Annotated in this window: 15 protein-coding genes; 13 read left to right on the top strand and 2 right to left on the bottom strand. The window is 71.7% G+C overall.

What is annotated here, in order from left to right; all coding sequences use genetic code 11:
* Positions 1-4 precede the first annotated feature (4 nt).
* From N6H00_RS16055 to N6H00_RS16035, 5 genes are all read left to right on the top strand, one after another.
* Positions 5-1,171 carry a uroporphyrinogen-III synthase gene (locus N6H00_RS16055; RefSeq protein WP_268972386.1) on the top strand — a complete coding sequence of 389 codons (1,167 nt, stop codon included), beginning with the start codon at positions 5-7 and terminating at the stop codon, positions 1,169-1,171.
* Positions 1,172-1,895: 724 nt separating this feature from the next.
* Positions 1,896-2,513: a CGNR zinc finger domain-containing protein gene (locus tag N6H00_RS16050; protein WP_268972385.1), complete on the top strand. Its 618-nt coding sequence runs from the start codon at positions 1,896-1,898 to the stop codon at positions 2,511-2,513.
* A 253-nt stretch (positions 2,514-2,766) separates the two neighbouring features.
* Complete coding sequence (locus tag N6H00_RS16045) at positions 2,767-3,315, top strand: sigma-70 family RNA polymerase sigma factor (RefSeq protein WP_268972384.1); 549 nt, start codon at positions 2,767-2,769, stop codon at positions 3,313-3,315.
* On the top strand, positions 3,312-4,172 hold the full coding sequence (locus N6H00_RS16040; RefSeq protein ID WP_268972383.1) for an anti-sigma factor family protein: 861 nt from the start codon (positions 3,312-3,314) through the stop codon (positions 4,170-4,172). Before N6H00_RS16045 ends, N6H00_RS16040 begins: the two co-directional genes overlap by 4 nt.
* A gap of 62 nt (positions 4,173-4,234) precedes the next feature.
* Positions 4,235-6,790 (top strand): HelD family protein, encoded by a 2,556-nt coding sequence (locus N6H00_RS16035; protein WP_443072962.1) that lies wholly within the window; start codon positions 4,235-4,237, stop codon positions 6,788-6,790.
* 854 nt (positions 6,791-7,644) lie between these two features.
* Here the strand turns inward: N6H00_RS16035 and N6H00_RS16030 are convergent.
* Entirely contained in the window at positions 7,645-7,854 is a 210-nt protein-coding gene (locus N6H00_RS16030) for a cold-shock protein (protein ID WP_020870916.1), read from the bottom strand.
* A gap of 268 nt (positions 7,855-8,122) precedes the next feature.
* On the opposite strand from N6H00_RS16030, the gene N6H00_RS16025 reads away from it, so the two are divergent.
* Positions 8,123-9,544, top strand: coding sequence for an NAD-dependent malic enzyme (locus tag N6H00_RS16025; protein ID WP_268972381.1), 1,422 nt, complete (start codon positions 8,123-8,125; stop codon positions 9,542-9,544).
* A 255-nt stretch (positions 9,545-9,799) separates the two neighbouring features.
* A complete protein-coding gene (locus N6H00_RS16020) occupies positions 9,800-10,081 on the top strand; it encodes an HU family DNA-binding protein (protein WP_030835861.1) in 282 nt (93 codons plus the stop codon).
* 206 nt (positions 10,082-10,287) lie between these two features.
* Here the strand turns inward: N6H00_RS16020 and murA are convergent, their stop codons facing one another.
* Positions 10,288-11,631 (bottom strand): UDP-N-acetylglucosamine 1-carboxyvinyltransferase, encoded by a 1,344-nt coding sequence (gene murA, locus N6H00_RS16015; RefSeq protein WP_268972380.1) that lies wholly within the window; start codon positions 11,629-11,631, stop codon positions 10,288-10,290.
* Between the two features lie 255 nt (positions 11,632-11,886).
* On the opposite strand from murA, the gene N6H00_RS16010 reads away from it, so the two are divergent.
* The 6 genes from N6H00_RS16010 (at position 11,887) to N6H00_RS15985 (ending at position 16,659) form a co-directional block, all read left to right on the top strand.
* Positions 11,887-12,474: a YqgE/AlgH family protein gene (locus tag N6H00_RS16010; protein ID WP_268972379.1), complete on the top strand. Its 588-nt coding sequence runs from the start codon at positions 11,887-11,889 to the stop codon at positions 12,472-12,474.
* A 21-nt stretch (positions 12,475-12,495) separates the two neighbouring features.
* Complete coding sequence (locus N6H00_RS16005; protein ID WP_075200572.1) at positions 12,496-12,783, top strand: DUF3039 domain-containing protein; 288 nt, start codon at positions 12,496-12,498, stop codon at positions 12,781-12,783.
* 134 nt (positions 12,784-12,917) lie between these two features.
* Positions 12,918-13,328, top strand: coding sequence for a hypothetical protein (locus N6H00_RS16000; RefSeq protein ID WP_268972378.1), 411 nt, complete (start codon positions 12,918-12,920; stop codon positions 13,326-13,328).
* A 132-nt stretch (positions 13,329-13,460) separates the two neighbouring features.
* The gene (locus tag N6H00_RS15995; protein ID WP_268972377.1) at positions 13,461-14,798 is read left to right on the top strand and encodes an extracellular solute-binding protein; all 1,338 of its coding nucleotides are present in this window, start codon (positions 13,461-13,463) and stop codon (positions 14,796-14,798) included.
* Positions 14,795-15,793 carry a carbohydrate ABC transporter permease gene (locus tag N6H00_RS15990; protein WP_268972375.1) on the top strand — a complete coding sequence of 333 codons (999 nt, stop codon included), beginning with the start codon at positions 14,795-14,797 and terminating at the stop codon, positions 15,791-15,793. The genes N6H00_RS15995 and N6H00_RS15990 overlap by 4 nt, the downstream gene beginning before the upstream one ends.
* Complete coding sequence (locus tag N6H00_RS15985) at positions 15,790-16,659, top strand: carbohydrate ABC transporter permease (RefSeq protein WP_268972373.1); 870 nt, start codon at positions 15,790-15,792, stop codon at positions 16,657-16,659. Before N6H00_RS15990 ends, N6H00_RS15985 begins: the two co-directional genes overlap by 4 nt.
* Positions 16,660-16,662: the final 3 nt, after the last annotated feature.

Here is a 16,662-nt window from a genome sequence, read left to right as displayed (position 1 = left end):
AGCCATGCACCGAGAACAGACCGGAGCCGCGGGTGACGAGGCGTCCGTCGGCCCTCTCGCCGGGTTCACCGTGGGTGTCACCGCGGCACGGCGCGCCGATGAGCTCGGCGCCCTGCTGCGGCGCCGCGGCGCGGAGGTGATGCACGCTCCGGCGCTGCGGATCGTGCCGCTGGCCGACGACTCCGAACTCCTCGCGGCCACCAAGCAGTTGATCGACGACGCGCCGGAGGTCGTGGTCGCCACCACCGCCATCGGCTTCCGCGGCTGGATCGAGGCCGCCGACGGCTGGGGGCTGGGCGACGCACTGCTCGACCGGCTGCGCGGGGTACGACTGCTGGCCCGCGGGCCCAAGGTGCGCGGGGCGGTCCGGGCCGCCGGGCTCACCGAGGAGTGGTTCCCGGCCTCCGAATCGATGGCCGAGGTGCTCGACCGGCTGCTGGAGGAGGGCGTCGAGGGCCGCCGCATCGCCGTCCAGCTGCACGGCGAACCGCTGCCCGGCTTCGTCGAGTCGCTGCGCGCCGGGGGAGCGGAGGTGGTCGGGGTGCCGGTCTACCGCTGGATGCCACCGGAGGACATCGGGCCCGTCGACCGGCTCCTGGACGCCACGGTCGCCCGCGCCCTGGACGCCGTCACCTTCACCAGCGCGCCCGCCGCCGCGAGCCTGCTGGACCGGGCCGAACGGCGCGGAATGCGCGCCGAACTCCTGGACGCGCTCCGCCACGACGTGCTGCCCGCCTGCGTCGGCCCGGTCACCGCCCTCCCACTGGAGGCCCACGACGTGCCCACCGCCCAGCCCGAACGGTTCCGTCTCGGCCCGCTCGTCCAGCTGCTCACCGCCGAACTCCCCGGCCGGGTCAGGCCGTTGCCGGTGGCCGGACGACGGCTGGAGATCCGCGGCCACGCGGTCGTCGTCGACGGAGAGCTGCGCACCGTGCCACCCGCCGGCATGGCACTCCTGCGCGCGCTGGCCCGCCGCCCCGGCTGGGTCGTGGCCCGCTCCGAGCTGCTGCGCGCGCTGCCGGGCGGGGGACGCGACGAACACGCGGTGGAAACGGCGATGGCCCGGCTCCGCACGGCACTCGGCTCGCCCAAGCTCATCCAGACCGTGGTCAAACGCGGCTACCGACTGGCCCTCGACCCCTCAGCCGAAACGAAGTACGCCGACACCTAGCCCCCGGGCCGCCCCGGCTCCGGTCGCCCCGCGCCCCGCCCACCCTCGACGCGGAGCCGCCCCCACCCGTGTTGGCCGCCGAGGAGGCGGGTGGGGGCGGGGGTGTACCCGTGCCGCCGGGCGTTACCCAGGGCCGGACGGTGTCCGGGGCCACCGGGGTGCGGTCGCCGAGGAGGCGGGTGGGGGCGGGGGTGTACCCGTGCCGCCGGGCGTTACCCAGGGCCGGACGGTGTCCGGGGCCACCGGGGTGCGGTCGCCGAGGAGGCGGGTGGGGGCGGGGGCGCTCCCACCCCCGGCCCGGTGCCTGTGTCGCCGGGCGTACCCGGGGCCGGGCGGTGTCCGGGGCCGCCGGGGCGCGGTTGTCGACGAGGCAAGAGGGAACGGGGCCGCACCCGTGCCGCCGGGCGTACCCAGGGCCGGACGGTGTCCGGGGCCACCCAGGTGCGGTCGCCGACGAGGCGGGAGGGGGCGGGGTCGGAGGGGCGGGGTCCTGGACGCTTACGTGTATTTGTGGCGCCAATCTCCGGCCCACCCCACGTTCAACTGTCGTCGGCGCCGTAAATATACGGTCCAGGACCCCGCCCCGGAGGCCCCGCACCCGCACCCACCACACAACCGACCGCGCACCCCAGGGCAACCCCGCCCCCGAGGGGGTTCCGGGCGGCAGGCGGGGCGGGCACTCTGAAGGGTGACCGGATCGGGCCTCACAAGGGGTGACGGGAACATGGCGGCGTCGGCCTACGACCTGCGGTTCGACTCGGGGCGGATCTGCCTGGACCTGGTGGCCACGGTCGGCGGCCGGCTCAGCGAGGCGCCCGTCGAGCGGCTCGGCGGCGTAGAACCCCTCAGGGCCTGGCTGCTGGGCTCCGGCCTGGTGCCCGGCGGCACCCCGCTCGAGGTCGTCGACCACCGCTGGCTCATCCGCTTCCGGGCCGCCCGCGATCTGCTGCACCGCATCGTCCACACCGAGGTCGAGGGCCACGCCGCAGGCGCCGACCTGGAGCGGATGAACGCGCTGGCCTCCACCGCCCCGCCCGCCCCGCGGGCCGTACGGACCCCCGACGGCACCCTCGTCCGCACCCTCGCCGGGAAACCCGACTGCGGTGCGCTGCTCTCCCAGATCGCCCGGGACGCGGTGCAGCTGCTCACCGACCCGGTGGCGCGCGGGCAGTTGCGGCGGTGCGAGGGGGAGACCTGCTCGCTGGTCTACCTCGACACCTCGCGCGGCCGCCGGCGGCGCTGGTGCTCCAGTGAGGTGTGCGGAAACCGCGAACGAGTGGCCCGCCACCGCCGCCGAGCGAACCCAACCCCCGCCGCAGCGAACCCAACCCCCACCGAGTGAATGAGTAAATCCAAGCACCAGCAAACCTGAACAACCCTCAACCATGACGCAGGCCCCGGCTGGGGGGGACCGGGGCCTGCGGGGCGGATTGAGGGGGGGAGCCCTTCCTGGTGGCCAACACCCGCCCGGCATCGGCCTTCTCGCGCTCCAGTACGCACCGCACCCCCACATCCGTTCAGTCCGCGAAGGGGATGTACGTCACAGGACGGCCATTGAACGCCGGACGTTTCCGGTCCGTACGCCCCTCGACCCGATGGCTTGCGTACGCAAAGATGCCCTCGTGACCGAGAGGACGACACCGGACGACGCGCTCATGCGCGCGCTCTACGCGGAGCACGCGGCCCCGCTTCTCGCCTTCGTCCTGCGCCTGGTCGCGGGCGACCGGCACCGCGCCGAGGACGTGGTCCAGGAGACCCTGCTCCGCGCCTGGCGCAACGCCGACCAACTGCGGCGCTCCGGAGGGTCGATACGCCCCTGGCTGGTGACCGTCGCCCGCCGCATCGTCATCGACGGACACCGGCAACGCCGCGCACGCCCCCACGAAGTGGACGCGGCACCGCTCCATGTGATGGCCGCCGCGGACGACATCGACCGCGCGTTGCGCCAGATGACCATTTCGGACGCGTTGAATGACCTCACCGACGCACATAGAGCGGCGCTCGTGGAGACATACTTCAAGGGACGGACGGTGAGTGAGGCGGCCGAAGTGCTGGGCGTTCCCCCCGGGACGGTACGGTCCCGGGTCTTCTACGCGCTGCGCTCCCTGAAGCTCTCGCTCGAGGAACGGGGGGTTTCGGCATGATGCCGGCAGCGGACGACCAGCAGCACACCGCGGTCGGCGCCTACGCGCTCGGCGTGCTGGACCCCGCCGACGCGGCGCGCTTCGAGGACCACCTCATCGGGTGCGAGCGGTGCGCCGCCGAGCTCGACGAGCTGATGGGCATCCCGCCACTGCTGGCCGAGTACGCCGCCGACGCCACAACCGCAACCACCATCGCCGCCGACGCCACAACCGCGACCACCACCACCGACGCCGCAACCCCAACCACAGCCACCGCCGCCCCCGCCACCACGCTCCCCGACCCCGCCGTGCTCACCGCCCGCCCCGGTCCCGAGCTGCTCGACCGGCTCCTGGACGACGTCGCGGCCGGCCGCAAAGCGTCCGGCAGACGGCGTCTCTACCTCGTCGCCGCGGCCGCCGTCCTCATCGTCGGCGGCCCGCTCGCGGGCGCCGCGCTCACCGCCGGCTCCGACGACGACGGCGGCAACAACGGCGGCAAGGAGCAGGCCGCGGTCTCCACCTCCCAGCAGGTGTACGACCAGGGCCGCAAGTACAGCGCGGTGGACCCCGTCACCAAGGTGGACGCGTCCGTCTCGCTCCAGCAGAAGGGCTGGGGCACCTCCGTCGCCCTCAAGCTGGGCAACCTCAAGGGGCCGCGGAGCTGCGACCTGGTCGCCATCGGCAAGGACGGCCACGAGGAGACCGTCACCACCTGGGCCGTGCCCTCCTCCGGCTACGGCGTCAAGGACGGGGACGGCTCCCGCTGGAGCAAGGAGCCCCTCTACGCCCAGGGCGGCGCCGCCATGAACACCGACGAGATCGCGCGTTTCGAGGTCCGCACCCTGGACGGCCGGCGGCTGGCCGAGGTCAGGCTCTGAGTCCGCCCCGCCACGGAGGTGTACGGTTGACGGCTGCCCTAAGAACACAGAAGGGGGCCTGGGTGGCCGCGCAGAACGCCACGCATGACAACCGGACGGCACCGCAAGGCAATGGCGGGGACGGGATCCGGGACCGCGAGATCCGGATCGAGCAGGCGCATCTGGACCGGGTGTACGACCGCCTCGAGGAGAAGATCCACGAGGCGGAGTTCCTCATGGACGACGCCGCCAAGCGCGGTCAGGTCGGCACGCCCGGCGCGCTCGCCGAACGGGACGCCCAGGTCTTCCGGGCCGGAGTCCACCTCAACCGGCTGAACAGCGAGTTCGAGGACTTCCTCTTCGGCCGCATCGATCTGCTGCTGGGCAAGGACGGCGAACGCGGCCCCGACGGCGCCTACACCTCCGTCGAGCCCGCCGACGACGCCATCCGCACCAGCCCGGACGGCGACCGCGCGGAGATCGCCGAAACCCTGCACATCGGCCGCATCGGCGTCCTCGACGCCGACTACGCCCCGCTGGTCATCGACTGGCGGGCGCCCGCCGCCGCGCCCTTCTACCGCTCCACCCCGGTCGCCCCCGGCCGGGTCGTCCGCCGCCGGGTGATCCGCAGCAAGGGCCGCCGGGTGCTCGGCGTCGAGGACGACCTGCTGCGCCCGGAGCTCAACGCGACCCTCGACGGCGGGGCGCTGCCGGTGGTCGGCGACGGCGCGCTGATGGCCGCGCTCGGTCAGGCCCGCGGCCACACCATGCGGGACATCGTCGCCTCCATCCAGGCCGAGCAGGACCAGGTGATCCGGGCCCCCGCCGCCTCCATCACCGAGGTCGAGGGCGGCCCCGGCACCGGGAAGACGGCGGTCGCGCTGCACCGCGCGGCGTACCTCCTCTACCAGGACCGGCGGCGTTACGCGGGCGGCATCCTCGTGGTCAGCCCCACTCCGCTGCTGGTCGCCTACACCGAGGGCGTCCTGCCCTCGCTGGGCGAGGAGGGCCAGGTCGCCATCCGCGCGGTGGGCTCCCTGGTGGAGGGCGCCGAGGCCACCACGTACGACACCCCGGCCGTGGCCCGCGTCAAGGGCTCGTCCCGGATGGTGAAGGTGCTCCGCAAGGCCGCCCGCGGCGCACTGGAACTACCACGGGGAGCCGCCGCCGCACCCGCCGGGCCGACACCGGACGACGGCCGGCCGACACCGGACGACGGCCGGCCGACGCCGGACAACGGCCAACTGACACTGGACGCGGCGCTCGACTCCCCGCCCTCGCCCCCGACCCTGGCGGCCGCGGCCCCCTCGGGCCAGGACGGCAGCGACGGCAGGCCCGGCGCGGGCTCCGGCACCAGACCAGGCGGCCCGCCCGACCGGCTGCGCGTGGTCGCCTTCGGCGCCCGGATCGAGCTGGAGGCCGATGAGCTGCGCCGCATCCGCCAGAACGTGCTGGGCGGCACCGCACCCGTCAACCTGCTGCGCCCCCGCGCCCGCCGGCTGCTCCTGGACGCGCTGTGGACCCGCTCCGGCGCCCCCAAGCGCTACACCGACCCCGAACTGGCCGCCGAGGCACGGGAGGGCTTCGACGAGGACATCTCCTCCGAGGACGCCTTCCAGGAGTTCCTCGACGCCTGGTGGCCCGAGCTCACGCCCCGTTCCGTCCTCGCCGCCATGGCCGATGAGAAGCGGCTGGGCCGCTGGTCCCGGCGGGTGCTCAACCCCCGCGAGGTCCGTCAGGTGGCCCGCTCGCTGGCCCGCCTCGGCCCGGACGGGCAGGGCCCGCTGTCGGTCCACGACGTGGCGCTGCTGGACGAGCTGAACACCCTGCTGGGTGCCCCCGCCCGCCCCGCCGCCCCCCGTGAGGCGGACCCGCTGGACCAGTTGACCGGCCTGGAGGAGCTGACCACGTACGCCGACCGGGCCGGCCCCCGCCGCACCCGCGCCGACCGGGCCGAGCAGGAGCGCACCGACTACGCCCACGTCATCGTCGACGAGGCGCAGGACCTCACGCCCATGCAGTGGCGCATGATCGGACGGCGCGGCCGCCACGCCACCTGGACGGTCGTCGGCGACCCGGCCCAGAGCTCCTGGTCCGACCCGGACGAGGCGGCGCAGGCCCGGGACGAGGCGCTCGGCACCCGCCCCCGCCGCCGCTTCACCCTCACCGTCAACTACCGCAACCCGGCGGAGATCGCCGAGCTGGCCACGAAGGTCCTCGCCCTCGCGATGCCCGGCACCCCCGCGCCCGAGGCGGTCCGCTCCACGGGCGTGGCACCGCGCTTCGCCCCGGGCGCGGACGGCGACCTCGGCGCGGCCGCGCGCCGGGAGGCGCTCCGGCTGCTGGACGAGGTGGACGGCACGGTCGGCGTCGTCGTCGCGATGAACCGGCGCGAACAGGCCCGTCAGTGGCTGAAGGGCCTCAGCGACCGGGTGGTGGCGCTGGGCAGCCTGGAGGCGAAGGGCCTGGAGTACGACGCGACCGTCGTGGTCTCGCCCGCCGAGATCGCCGACGAGTCCCCGGCGGGCCTGCGAGTGCTGTACGTGGCGCTCACCCGGGCGACCCAGCGGCTGACGGTGGTAGCGGGCGACCGCGACGACCCGGACCAGCACGGCATCCCCGACCTCCTACGGGACTGACGCCCCCGGCCACCGCGCCGGAACGGGCCCCGGCCACCGCCGGGCGGCGCGCTTGGCCTCCACCGGGGTTCCCTGGCCACTGCACCGGCAGAAGCCATGTGTCCCTGCCCGGAAGCCCGAGCGCCCGCGCCGGACCACTTCATGGCGCCCGGCGGCTCGCCGCAGCCCCCGCCCACTGCCGGAGGGCGCCCCCGCCCACCGCGGGAGGGAGCGCCGCCTGCGGGCCGCCGGCGGGAGTCCCGGGCGGAGGCAGCGCCGGGGCATCGGAGGGGCATCGGCGGGAGTCCCCGGCGGAGGCAGCGCCGGGTCGTCGGAGGGCGCCTCGGCTACCGCCGGTAGGTACCCGCCTACCGCAGGAAGGGGACCCCGGCTGCTGCTGAAGGAGCCTCCGTCACCGTCAGATGGTGCCTGCGGCCGCCGTCCGGAGGTGTCCCCGGCCGGACCCCGAGTGTCCGCGCCCGACCACTTCATGGCGCCCGGCGGCTCGCCGCAGCCCCCGCCCACTGCCGGAGGGCGCCCCCGCCCACCGCGGGAGGGAGCGCCGCCGTCGGGCCGTCGGCGGGAGTCCCCGGCGGAGGCCGCGCCGTCTCGTCGGCGGGAGTCCCCGGCGGAGGCCGCGTCGGGGCATCGGAGGGAGTCCCCGGCGGGAGCGGGGGGTGGCCGGAAAGGGGCCTCGAAATCAACCCCCCGGGAGGGAATTGCTTCCCCGGACCTGTTTGTTAGCCTTGATGTGGCACCGGCCCGATCCAAGCCCCCGGGCCCAACCTTCGTCGCTTCGAGCGACCACTTGCCGCGAGGCGAGCATGGCGGGTCGGTGCCACTTTTCTTCCGTGAGAGGTCCGCGCCGGGCGGTGTCAGCCGCCGAGGACGCGGACCTCTTCCGCTTGCGGGCCCTTGCGGCCCTGCACGATCTGGAACTCGACCCGCTGCTCGTCGACCAGGCTTCGGTAGCCGCTGCCGTCGATCGAGCTGTAGTGGACGAAGACGTCCGGTCCGCCGTCCTCCTGGGCGATGAACCCGTAGCCCTTCTCGGCGTTGAACCACTTCACGGTGCCCTGAGCCATGCCCGCGCTCCTTGTTTCGCTGTCCTCTGACGCTGTAGCGCGCCAGAGCCTAGGGCGGCGGATGCGGCGGACGGTCCGCCTCGCCAGGCGTTCCCGCGAAGGAGTGGGGCTTTCCACTCGGCTGACCCCACTCTGCTATGTCAGAACAATATGTCCGAAAGTCGGGCCGGGTTACCTCATACCGAGAGGTAGGTGTAACCATCTGAGGATGTGGCCGGGCATCGCGTGGCCCGGACAGTATGAACAAGGGAAAGCAGGGAAGCAGGCCATGGCAACGGCGCCCAGCGTCTCGTATTCGATGACGGTCCGGCTGGAGGTGCCCGCGAGCGGTACCGCGGTCAGCCAGCTGACCACGGCCGTGGAGTCCTCCGGTGGCTCGGTGACGGGCCTTGACGTGACCGCTTCCGGCCACGAGAAGCTCCGGATCGACGTCACCATCGCCGCGACCTCGACCGCGCACGCCCAGGAGATCGTCGAGAAGCTGCGGGGCATCGAGGGCGTCTCGCTCGGCAAGGTGTCGGACCGTACGTTCCTGATGCACCTCGGCGGCAAGATCGAGATGTCGGCGAAGCACCCCATCCGCAACCGTGACGACCTGTCCATGGTCTACACGCCGGGTGTCGCCCGGGTCTGCCAGGCCATCGCGGACAACCCCGAGGACGCCCGCCGGCTCACCATCAAGCGCAACAGCGTGGCCGTCGTCACGGACGGTTCCGCGGTCCTCGGCCTCGGCAACATCGGTCCCAAGGCCGCCCTGCCGGTCATGGAGGGCAAGGCGGCTCTGTTCAAGCGGTTCGCGGGCATCGACGCCTGGCCGCTCTGCCTGGACACCCAGGACACCGATGAGATCGTCGCGATCGTGAAGGCGATCGCCCCCGGCTTCGCGGGGATCAACCTGGAGGACATCTCCGCGCCCCGCTGCTTCGAGATCGAGGCGCGGCTGCGCGAGGCCGTGGACATCCCGGTCTTCCACGACGACCAGCACGGCACCGCGATCGTGGTGCTCGCCGCCCTCACCAACGCGCTGCGGGTGGTCGACAAGAAGATCGAGGACGTGAGGGTCGTCATGTCCGGCGCGGGCGCCGCCGGCACGGCCATCCTGCGGCTGCTGATCGCCGCGGGCGTGCGCCACGCGGTGGTCGCCGACATCCACGGTGTGGTGCACGCCGGCCGCGAGGACCTGGTCTCCGCCGACCCGGAGTCCCCGCTGCGCTGGATCGCCGACAACACCAACCCGGAGGGCGTCACGGGCACCCTGCGCGACGCCGTGCGGGGCGCGGACGTCTTCATCGGTGTCTCGGCCCCGAACGTGCTCTCCGGCGACGACGTGGCCGCCATGGCGGACGGCGCGATCGTCTTCGCGCTGGCCAACCCGGACCCCGAGGTGGACCCGGCGATCGCCCGGCAGACCGCCGCGGTGGTCGCCACCGGCCGCTCGGACTTCCCGAACCAGATCAACAACGTGCTGGTGTTCCCGGGCGTTTTCCGTGGTCTGCTGGACGCACAGTCGCGTACGGTGAACACCGTAATGATGCTGGCGGCTGCCGGTGCACTCGCGGACGTCGTCCACGACGACGAGCTCAATGCCAACTACATCATTCCGAGCGTCTTCAACGACAAGGTCGCAGGGGCGGTCGCCGGGGCCGTACGTGAGGCGGCACGCCCTGTGACCGGGACCACTGCGGTCTAGGCCGGGCACGGCGCGTCGCATGCTCGGGGGTCCCGGAGGCGGCCATAGGGTGGCGGACAGGAAAACGACCGCCACGGCGCTTTTCGTGTGACTCTCCAGGGCCTCGGATTGGCTTTCCCGCCACAGGTGCGGGCAGGATGCGTTCCGGGCGCGAGGGTCTGAACAGCAGACCCGGGTCCGGGGACTATCCGAGGGCCCTGGCAGCATCGGCTTCGATCTCACGCCTCATTGGCAAGATGAACACGGGAGTACAACATGAACCGCAGTGAGCTGGTGGCCGCTCTGTCCGAGCGCGCCGAGGTGACCCGAAAGGACGCCGACGCCGTTCTGGCCGCCCTCGCCGAGGTGGTCGGGGAGGTCGTCGCGAAGGGCGACGAGAAGGTCACCATCCCCGGCTTCCTGACCTTCGAGCGCACCCACCGTGCCGCTCGCACCGCGCGCAACCCGCAGACCGGTGAGCCGATCGAGATCCCGGCCGGCTACAGCGTGAAGGTCTCCGCGGGCTCCAAGCTCAAGGAAGCCGCCAAGGGCAAGTAAGCCCCGCGAACGAGAGGGGCGGCCACCCGGGAAGGTGGCCGCCCCTTTTGGCGCTCCTACGGCCCCTGAGACCCGTCTACGAGGCCTTTTACGGCGCACAAGCCGCCGCTACGAGCCACTACGAGCCACTACGAGCGGCTACGAGCCGCTACGAGACGGTTGCGCCCTCAGACGGCATCGGTGTGAGAAACAGCTCGTCCCGGGGGTCAGGCGGGGTCGGCGCCGGTGGGCAGCTCCACCTTCGCGCCCAGTTCCACCAGCTTCTCCATGAAGTTCTCGTAGCCGCGGTTGATCAGGTCGATGCCGTGGACCCGCGAGGTGCCCTGGGCCGCCAGGGCCGCGATCAGGTAGGAGAAGCCGCCGCGGAGGTCGGGGATGACCAGGTCGGCGCCCTGGAGCTTGGTGGGTCCTGAGACGACCGCGGAGTGCAGGAAGTTGCGCTGGCCGAAGCGGCACGCGGAGCCGCCCAGGCATTCGCGGTAGAGCTGGATGTGCGCGCCCATCTGGTTCAGCGCGGAGGTGAAGCCCAGCCGCGACTCGTAGACCGTCTCGTGGACGATGGACAGGCCCGACGCCTGGGTCAGGGCCACCACCAGGGGCTGCTGCCAGTCGGTCTGGAAGCCGGGGTGGACATCGGTCTCCAGGGCGATCGCGTCGAGCTTGCCGCCCGGGTGCCAGAACCGTATGCCGTCGTCGCCGATGTCGAAGGCGCCGCCGACCTTGCGGTAGGTGTTCAGGAAGGTCATCATCTCGCGCTGCCGGGCGCCGCGGACGAAGATGCTGCCCTCGGTCGCCAGCGCCGCGCTGGCCCAGGAGGCGGCCTCCAGGCGGTCCGGGAGGGCGCGGTGGTTGTAGCCGCCGAGCTTGTCGACACCGGTGATCCGGATCGTGCGGTCGGTGTCCATGGAGATGATGGCGCCCATCTTCTGGAGCACGCAGATGAGGTCTTCGATCTCCGGCTCGACGGCCGCGTTGGAGAGTTCCGTCACACCCTCCGCGAGCACCGCCGTCAGCAGCACCTGCTCGGTGGAGCCCACCGACGGGTACGGCAGCCGGATCTTGGTGCCGCGCAGCCGGTGCGGGGCCTCCAGGTACTGGCCGTCCGCGCGCTTCTCGATCGTCGCGCCGAACTGGCGCAGTACGTCGAAGTGGAAGTCGATCGGCCGGCCGCCGATGTCGCAGCCGCCCAGGCCCGGGATGAAGGCGTGGCCGAGGCGGTGCAGCAGCGGACCGCAGAAGAGGATCGGAATCCGCGAGGAACCGGCGTGCGCGTCGATGTCGGCGACATTGGCGCTCTCCACGTGTGTGGGGTCGAGCACCAGCTCACCGGACTCGTCACCGGGGCGCACCGTCACGCCGTGCAGCTGGAGCAGCCCGCGCACCACCCGCACATCGCGGATGTCGGGGACGTTGCGCAGCCTGCTGGGCGCACTGCCGAGCAGGGCGGCCACCATGGCCTTCGGCACGAGGTTCTTCGCGCCACGGACACGGATCTCGCCTTCGAGCGGGGTGCCGCCATGGACGAGCAGGACATCGTTCGAGCGGGTCATCGGGTCTCGCGTTCCTGAGACGGGCAAGGGCCAAAGGGCACAAGGGCCAAAGGGCAAGAGTAATGGCCCCGGAGACCGCCTCCGTAAGGCTCTTGCACCCTTTGCGTCATCCGGAACACGTCACAACACGTTCCGTTCCGGTCGGAAAGCTCACCGTCACGTGCGCCGCATCTGCTGTCGTACGCCCCGACCTGCTCTCATACGGGACTCGTCTTCCACTCCCCCTCCGGCCCGGATATGGGGGATCATGTGGCCATGACCGAGGTGTCCTCGCTCACAGGACGGCTGCTTGTCGCGACACCGGCGCTTGCTGACCCGAACTTCGACCGCGCGGTGGTGCTCCTCCTCGACCATGACGAGGAGGGCTCGCTCGGCGTGGTCCTGAACCGTCCGACCCCGGTGGGAGTGGGCGACATCCTGGAGTCCTGGGCCGCGCTCGCCGGGGAGCCGGGGGTGGTCTTCCAGGGCGGTCCGGTCTCGCTGGACTCCGCGCTGGGCGTGGCCGTGGTGCCCGGCGAATCGGGCCGGTCCGCGGCGCGCGGCGAGGACGGGCCACTCGGTTGGCGCAGAGTGCACGGGGCGATCGGGCTGGTCGACCTGGAGGCGCCGCCGGAGCTGCTGGCCGCGGCCGTGGGGTCGCTGCGCATCTTCGCCGGTTACGCGGGCTGGGGGCCCGGGCAGCTGGAGGACGAGCTCGCCGAGGGCGCGTGGTATGTGGTGGAGTCCGAACCGGGCGATGTGTCCTCGCCCGCCCCCGAGCGGCTGTGGCGCGCGGTGCTGCGCCGCCAGCGCAGTGAGCTGGCCATGGTCGCCACGTATCCGGACGACCCTTCTCTCAACTAGGCATGAGTACCCTAGGGCTGTATGAGCACTCTTGAGCCCGAGCGCGGGGCAGGCACGGGGACCCTCGTTGAACCGACACCTCAGGTGTCGCACGGTGACGGCGACCACGAGCGCTATGCCCATTACGTTCAGAAAGACAAGATCATGGAGAGCGCCCTCTCCGGATCTCCGGTGGTAGCACTCTGCGGCAAGGTCTGGGTCCCGGGCCGTGACCCGAAGAAGTACCCGGTGTGCCCCATGTGCAAGGAGATCTTCGAGGGCATGGGCGCCGGCGGGGACAAGGGCAAGGACGGCGACGGCAAGAAGTAGCCGGCCGGCCCCCGCCGGAAAGCCTCGCGCGGAGACGGTACGCCCGGCCCGCGACCCCCGAGCGGGGTCGCGGGCCGGGCGTGCGGTGCGTGCGCGCCCTGCCGCGCGCCGGGCGACCCCAGTAGGGTCGGCCCATGAGCGGGCGTACGGAGAGTGGGGCGGCGCGGGCCGCCTATCTGGTGTTCGGGGCGCGTGAGGTCGACGAGCCCGAGGCGGAAGGCGCCAGCACCTACTGCCAGTTCGAGAAGGACTGGGACGCCCAGCTGGAACAGTGCGGGCGGCTGGCCGCCGAGCGGGGCTACCGGCCCGTCGGCAGCTGTGTGATGTCGGTCGCGCAGCCGACCCTGCCCAGACTCCTGGAGTGGGCGGCGGACCCGGGGTGTGACGTGGTGCTGGTGGCCAGCGACCGCGTCCTGGAGCGGATCCGGAAGACCTGGCCGGACTGGGACCGGGTGGTCGACCGCCTGGACGAGGCGGGGGCACGGGTCGAGGCCGTGCCGTATGTCGAACCCGCCTACCCGGGCGAGGCGTTGCCGCGCCGCTAGCCCCAAAGCCCCTTTGTCACGGAGTGGTTGAGACCTCTTGTGGGGGTGCTCAAGGTTCCCTAGCCTCGCCCATGTTGTGCTGGGCGAAACATGCGTTGCATGCCTTGCAACGCCAACTGGTTAAGGGTCCCTATGAAGCCGTCCCATCTCTCCGCGTTCACCCGGTTGTCGTCCCGCGTCACCGTACCGGTGGTGGCGCTGGTCCTGGCGGGGCTGACCGCCGCCGGATGTGCCCCTTCCACCTCCGACAACAGCTCCACGGAGGACGAGAAGAGCGGCAAGCTGCGTGTCTGGCTCTTCCAGGAGGTCAACAACGCGCCCAAGAAGAAGGTGATCGACGAGGCGGTCGCCGGCTTCGAGAAGCAGCATGACGGCACCGAGGTCGAGGTGACCTACATCCCGATCGACACCCGGGCGCAGAAGACCAAGGCGGCCTTCAACGACCCCAAGAGCGCTCCGGACGTGATGGAGTTCGGCAACACCGACACCGCCGGCTACGTCAAGGACGGCGGACTGCTGGACATCAGCAAGGAGTTCGGCGCCTGGGACGACTCCACCAACATCGACCCCACCGCCAAGTACTCGCTGACCATCGGCGGCAAGGTCTACGGCGCCCCGCTCTTCGTCGGCGTGCGGGCGCTGTACTACCGGACGGACGTCTTCAAGGACCTCGGCCTGGAGCCGCCGGCCACCATGGACGAGTTGATTGCGACCGCGAAGAAGATCCGCGCGGAGCGGCCGGATCTGTACGGCCTCGCGGTCGGCGGCGCCTACACCTACGGCGCGATGCCGTTCATCTGGGCCAACGGCGGCGACCTCGCCAACGAGAAGGGCAAGTTCGGCTCCAACGAGTACGAGGCGGCCATCGACAGCGCCGACGCCCAGAAGGGCGTCAAGGCGTACACCTCGCTCTTCGGCGACGACAACTGCCCGGCCGCCAAGTGCGCCCAGTGGGGCGGCAACGACACCATCGAGGCGTTCGCCTCGGGCAAGGCGGGCATGGCGATCGGTGGCGACTTCAACCACCAGGCCATCGAGGCGGGCAAGGTCAAGGGCAAGTACAAGGTCGTGCCGCTGCCGGGCGTGAAGGAGGGCGAGATAGCGCCGGCCTTCGCGGGCGGGAACAACATCGGGGTGCTCAAGAGCACCTCGCACCGCACCCTCGCCGTGGACCTGCTGAAGACGCTCGCCGGGAAGCAGACCCAGCGCGGCCTCTTCGACGCCATGGGCTTCCTGCCCACCTTCACCGATGTGCGCGGCGACGTCGCGGGCAAGGACCCCTTCGTCAAGCCCTTCGTGGAGACCCTCAACGACAGCGCCAAGTTCGTGCCCACGTCCCCCGGCTGGGCGGCCATCGACTCGCAGCTGGTCCTCCCCACCATGTTCCAGGAGATCGTCAGCGGCCGTAAGAGCGTGGCGACCGCCACCAAGGACGCCGCGCGGCAGATGGACGAGGCGTTCCAGCAGTGACCCCCGGCACCACACAGCACGCGCGGCGGGCGCCGGCCGCGGCCGGCCGGTCCCGGCCGGGGCCCGCCGCCCCGGCCGGCGGCCGCGCCACGAAGGGCCGCGGGCGGGGGAACTGGACTCCCTGGCTCTATCTCGCCCCGGCGCTCGTGGTCCTGGGCGGGCTGCTCGTCTACCCCATCTACCAGCTCGGCCTGATCTCCTTCCTGGAGTACACCCAGGCGCAGGTCAGCGGCGGTGAGCCGACCACCTTCCAGGGGTTCGCCAACTACGCCGAGCTGTTCGGCGACGGCGAGTTCTGGAACGTCGTCGTGGCCACCCTGCTCTTCGCCGCCGTGTGCGTGGTGTCCACCCTCGCGGTCGGCTGCGCGCTCGCGGTGCTGCTGACGCGCGTACGGGCCGTTCCGCGGCTGGCGCTGATGCTGGCCGCGCTCGGGGCCTGGGCCACCCCCGCGATCACCGGCTCGACGGTCTGGGTCTTCCTCTTCGACCCCGACTTCGGACCGGTGAACAAGGTCCTGGTGTGGTTCGGGCTCTCCGGGTTCGAGGACTACTCCTGGACGTACGACCGCTACAGCGCCTTCGCCCTGGTGCTGTTCGAGGTCGTGTGGTGTTCGTTCCCGTTCGTGATGGTCACGGTCTACGCGGGTATCCGGGCCATCCCCACCGAGGTGCTGGAGGCCGCCGCCCTCGACGGCGCCTCCACCTGGCGGATCTGGCGCACCGTCATGGCGCCCATGCTGCGGCCGATCCTCGTCGTGGTGACCATCCAGTCGATCATCTGGGACTTCAAGGTCTTCACCCAGATCTACGTGATGACCGACGGCGGCGGGATCGCACGCCAGAACATGGTGCTCAACGTGTACGCGTACCAGAAGGCGTTCGCGTCCTCCCAGTACAGCCTGGGCTCGGCGATCGGCGTGGTGATGCTGCTGATCCTGCTGGCCGTCACGCTGGTCTATCTGCGGCTGCTGCGACGTCAGGGAGAAGAACTGTGAGTCACTCGCGCGTCGCGCCGCGCATCCGCCGCCCCTGGCGTCTCGCCGCCGAGGTCACCGCCCTGATCGTGGCGGCCGTGGTCGCCTTCCCGCTGTACTGGATGGTGCTCTCGGCCTTCAAGCCCGCGGGGGAGATCCAGTCCACCGAGCCCCGGCCCTGGACCACCTCCCCCTCGCTGGACTCCTTCCGGCGCGTCTTCCAGCAGGAGGACTTCGGGCGCTACTTCCTCAACAGCCTCTTCGTGGCCGGGGTGGTGGTGGTCGCGTCCGCGCTGATCGCCTTCCTCGCGGCGACGGCGGTCGCCCGCTTCCGGTTCCGCTTCCGCACCACGCTGCTGGTCATGTTCCTCGTCGCCCAGATGGTGCCGGTCGAGGCGCTGACCATCCCCATGTTCTTCCTGATGCGCGATCTGGGGGAGTCGGTGCCGGGGGTCGGCCTCAACACCCTGGGCTCGCTGATCCTGCCGCACATCGCCTTCTCGCTGCCGTTCGCCATCTGGATGCTGCGCGGCTTCGTCAAGGCCGTGCCCGAGGCGCTGGAGGAGGCGGCCTACCTCGACGGCGCCAGCCGCTCCCGCTTCCTGTGGCAGATCCTCTTCCCCCTCGTCTTCCCGGGACTCGTCGCGACGAGCGTCTTCTCGTTCATCTCCGCCTGGAACGACTTCCTCTTCGCCAAGTCCTTCATCATCAGCGCGACCGAGAACTCCACCCTCCCGATGGCACTGCTGGTCTTCTTCAAGGCCGAGGGCAACGACTGGGGCGGCATCATGGCGGCGTCCACCGTGATGACCATCCCGGTGCTGATCTTCTTCGTACTCGTACAGCGCCGACTGGTCTCCGGCCTCGGCGGCGCGGTGAAGGACTGACGC

Origin of the sequence: Streptomyces sp. S465 (genome assembly GCF_026898115.1) — a bacterium.
In the GTDB taxonomy this organism is placed as follows: Bacteria; Actinomycetota; Actinomycetes; order Streptomycetales; family Streptomycetaceae; genus Streptomyces; species Streptomyces luomodiensis.
Note: the sequence above shows the minus strand (reverse complement) of the source record. Positions and strands in the feature narration are given on the sequence as shown.

Coding starts and splice junctions, on each gene's coding strand:
- N6H00_RS16005 (WP_075200572.1), top strand. CDS start 12,496: ATGAGCACTCTTGAGCCCGAGCGCGGGGCAGGCACGGGGACCCTCGTT.
- N6H00_RS16000 (WP_268972378.1), top strand. CDS start 12,918: ATGAGCGGGCGTACGGAGAGTGGGGCGGCGCGGGCCGCCTATCTGGTG.
- N6H00_RS16040 (WP_268972383.1), top strand. CDS start 3,312: ATGATGCCGGCAGCGGACGACCAGCAGCACACCGCGGTCGGCGCCTAC.
- N6H00_RS16010 (WP_268972379.1), top strand. CDS start 11,887: ATGACCGAGGTGTCCTCGCTCACAGGACGGCTGCTTGTCGCGACACCG.
- murA (WP_268972380.1), bottom strand. CDS start 11,631: ATGACCCGCTCGAACGATGTCCTGCTCGTCCATGGCGGCACCCCGCTC.
- N6H00_RS16055 (WP_268972386.1), top strand. CDS start 5: ATGCACCGAGAACAGACCGGAGCCGCGGGTGACGAGGCGTCCGTCGGC.
- N6H00_RS16025 (WP_268972381.1), top strand. CDS start 8,123: ATGGCAACGGCGCCCAGCGTCTCGTATTCGATGACGGTCCGGCTGGAG.
- N6H00_RS16050 (WP_268972385.1), top strand. CDS start 1,896: ATGGCGGCGTCGGCCTACGACCTGCGGTTCGACTCGGGGCGGATCTGC.
- N6H00_RS16020 (WP_030835861.1), top strand. CDS start 9,800: ATGAACCGCAGTGAGCTGGTGGCCGCTCTGTCCGAGCGCGCCGAGGTG.
- N6H00_RS16030 (WP_020870916.1), bottom strand. CDS start 7,854: ATGGCTCAGGGCACCGTGAAGTGGTTCAACGCCGAGAAGGGCTACGGG.
- N6H00_RS16045 (WP_268972384.1), top strand. CDS start 2,767: ATGGCTTGCGTACGCAAAGATGCCCTCGTGACCGAGAGGACGACACCG.
- N6H00_RS15995 (WP_268972377.1), top strand. CDS start 13,461: ATGAAGCCGTCCCATCTCTCCGCGTTCACCCGGTTGTCGTCCCGCGTC.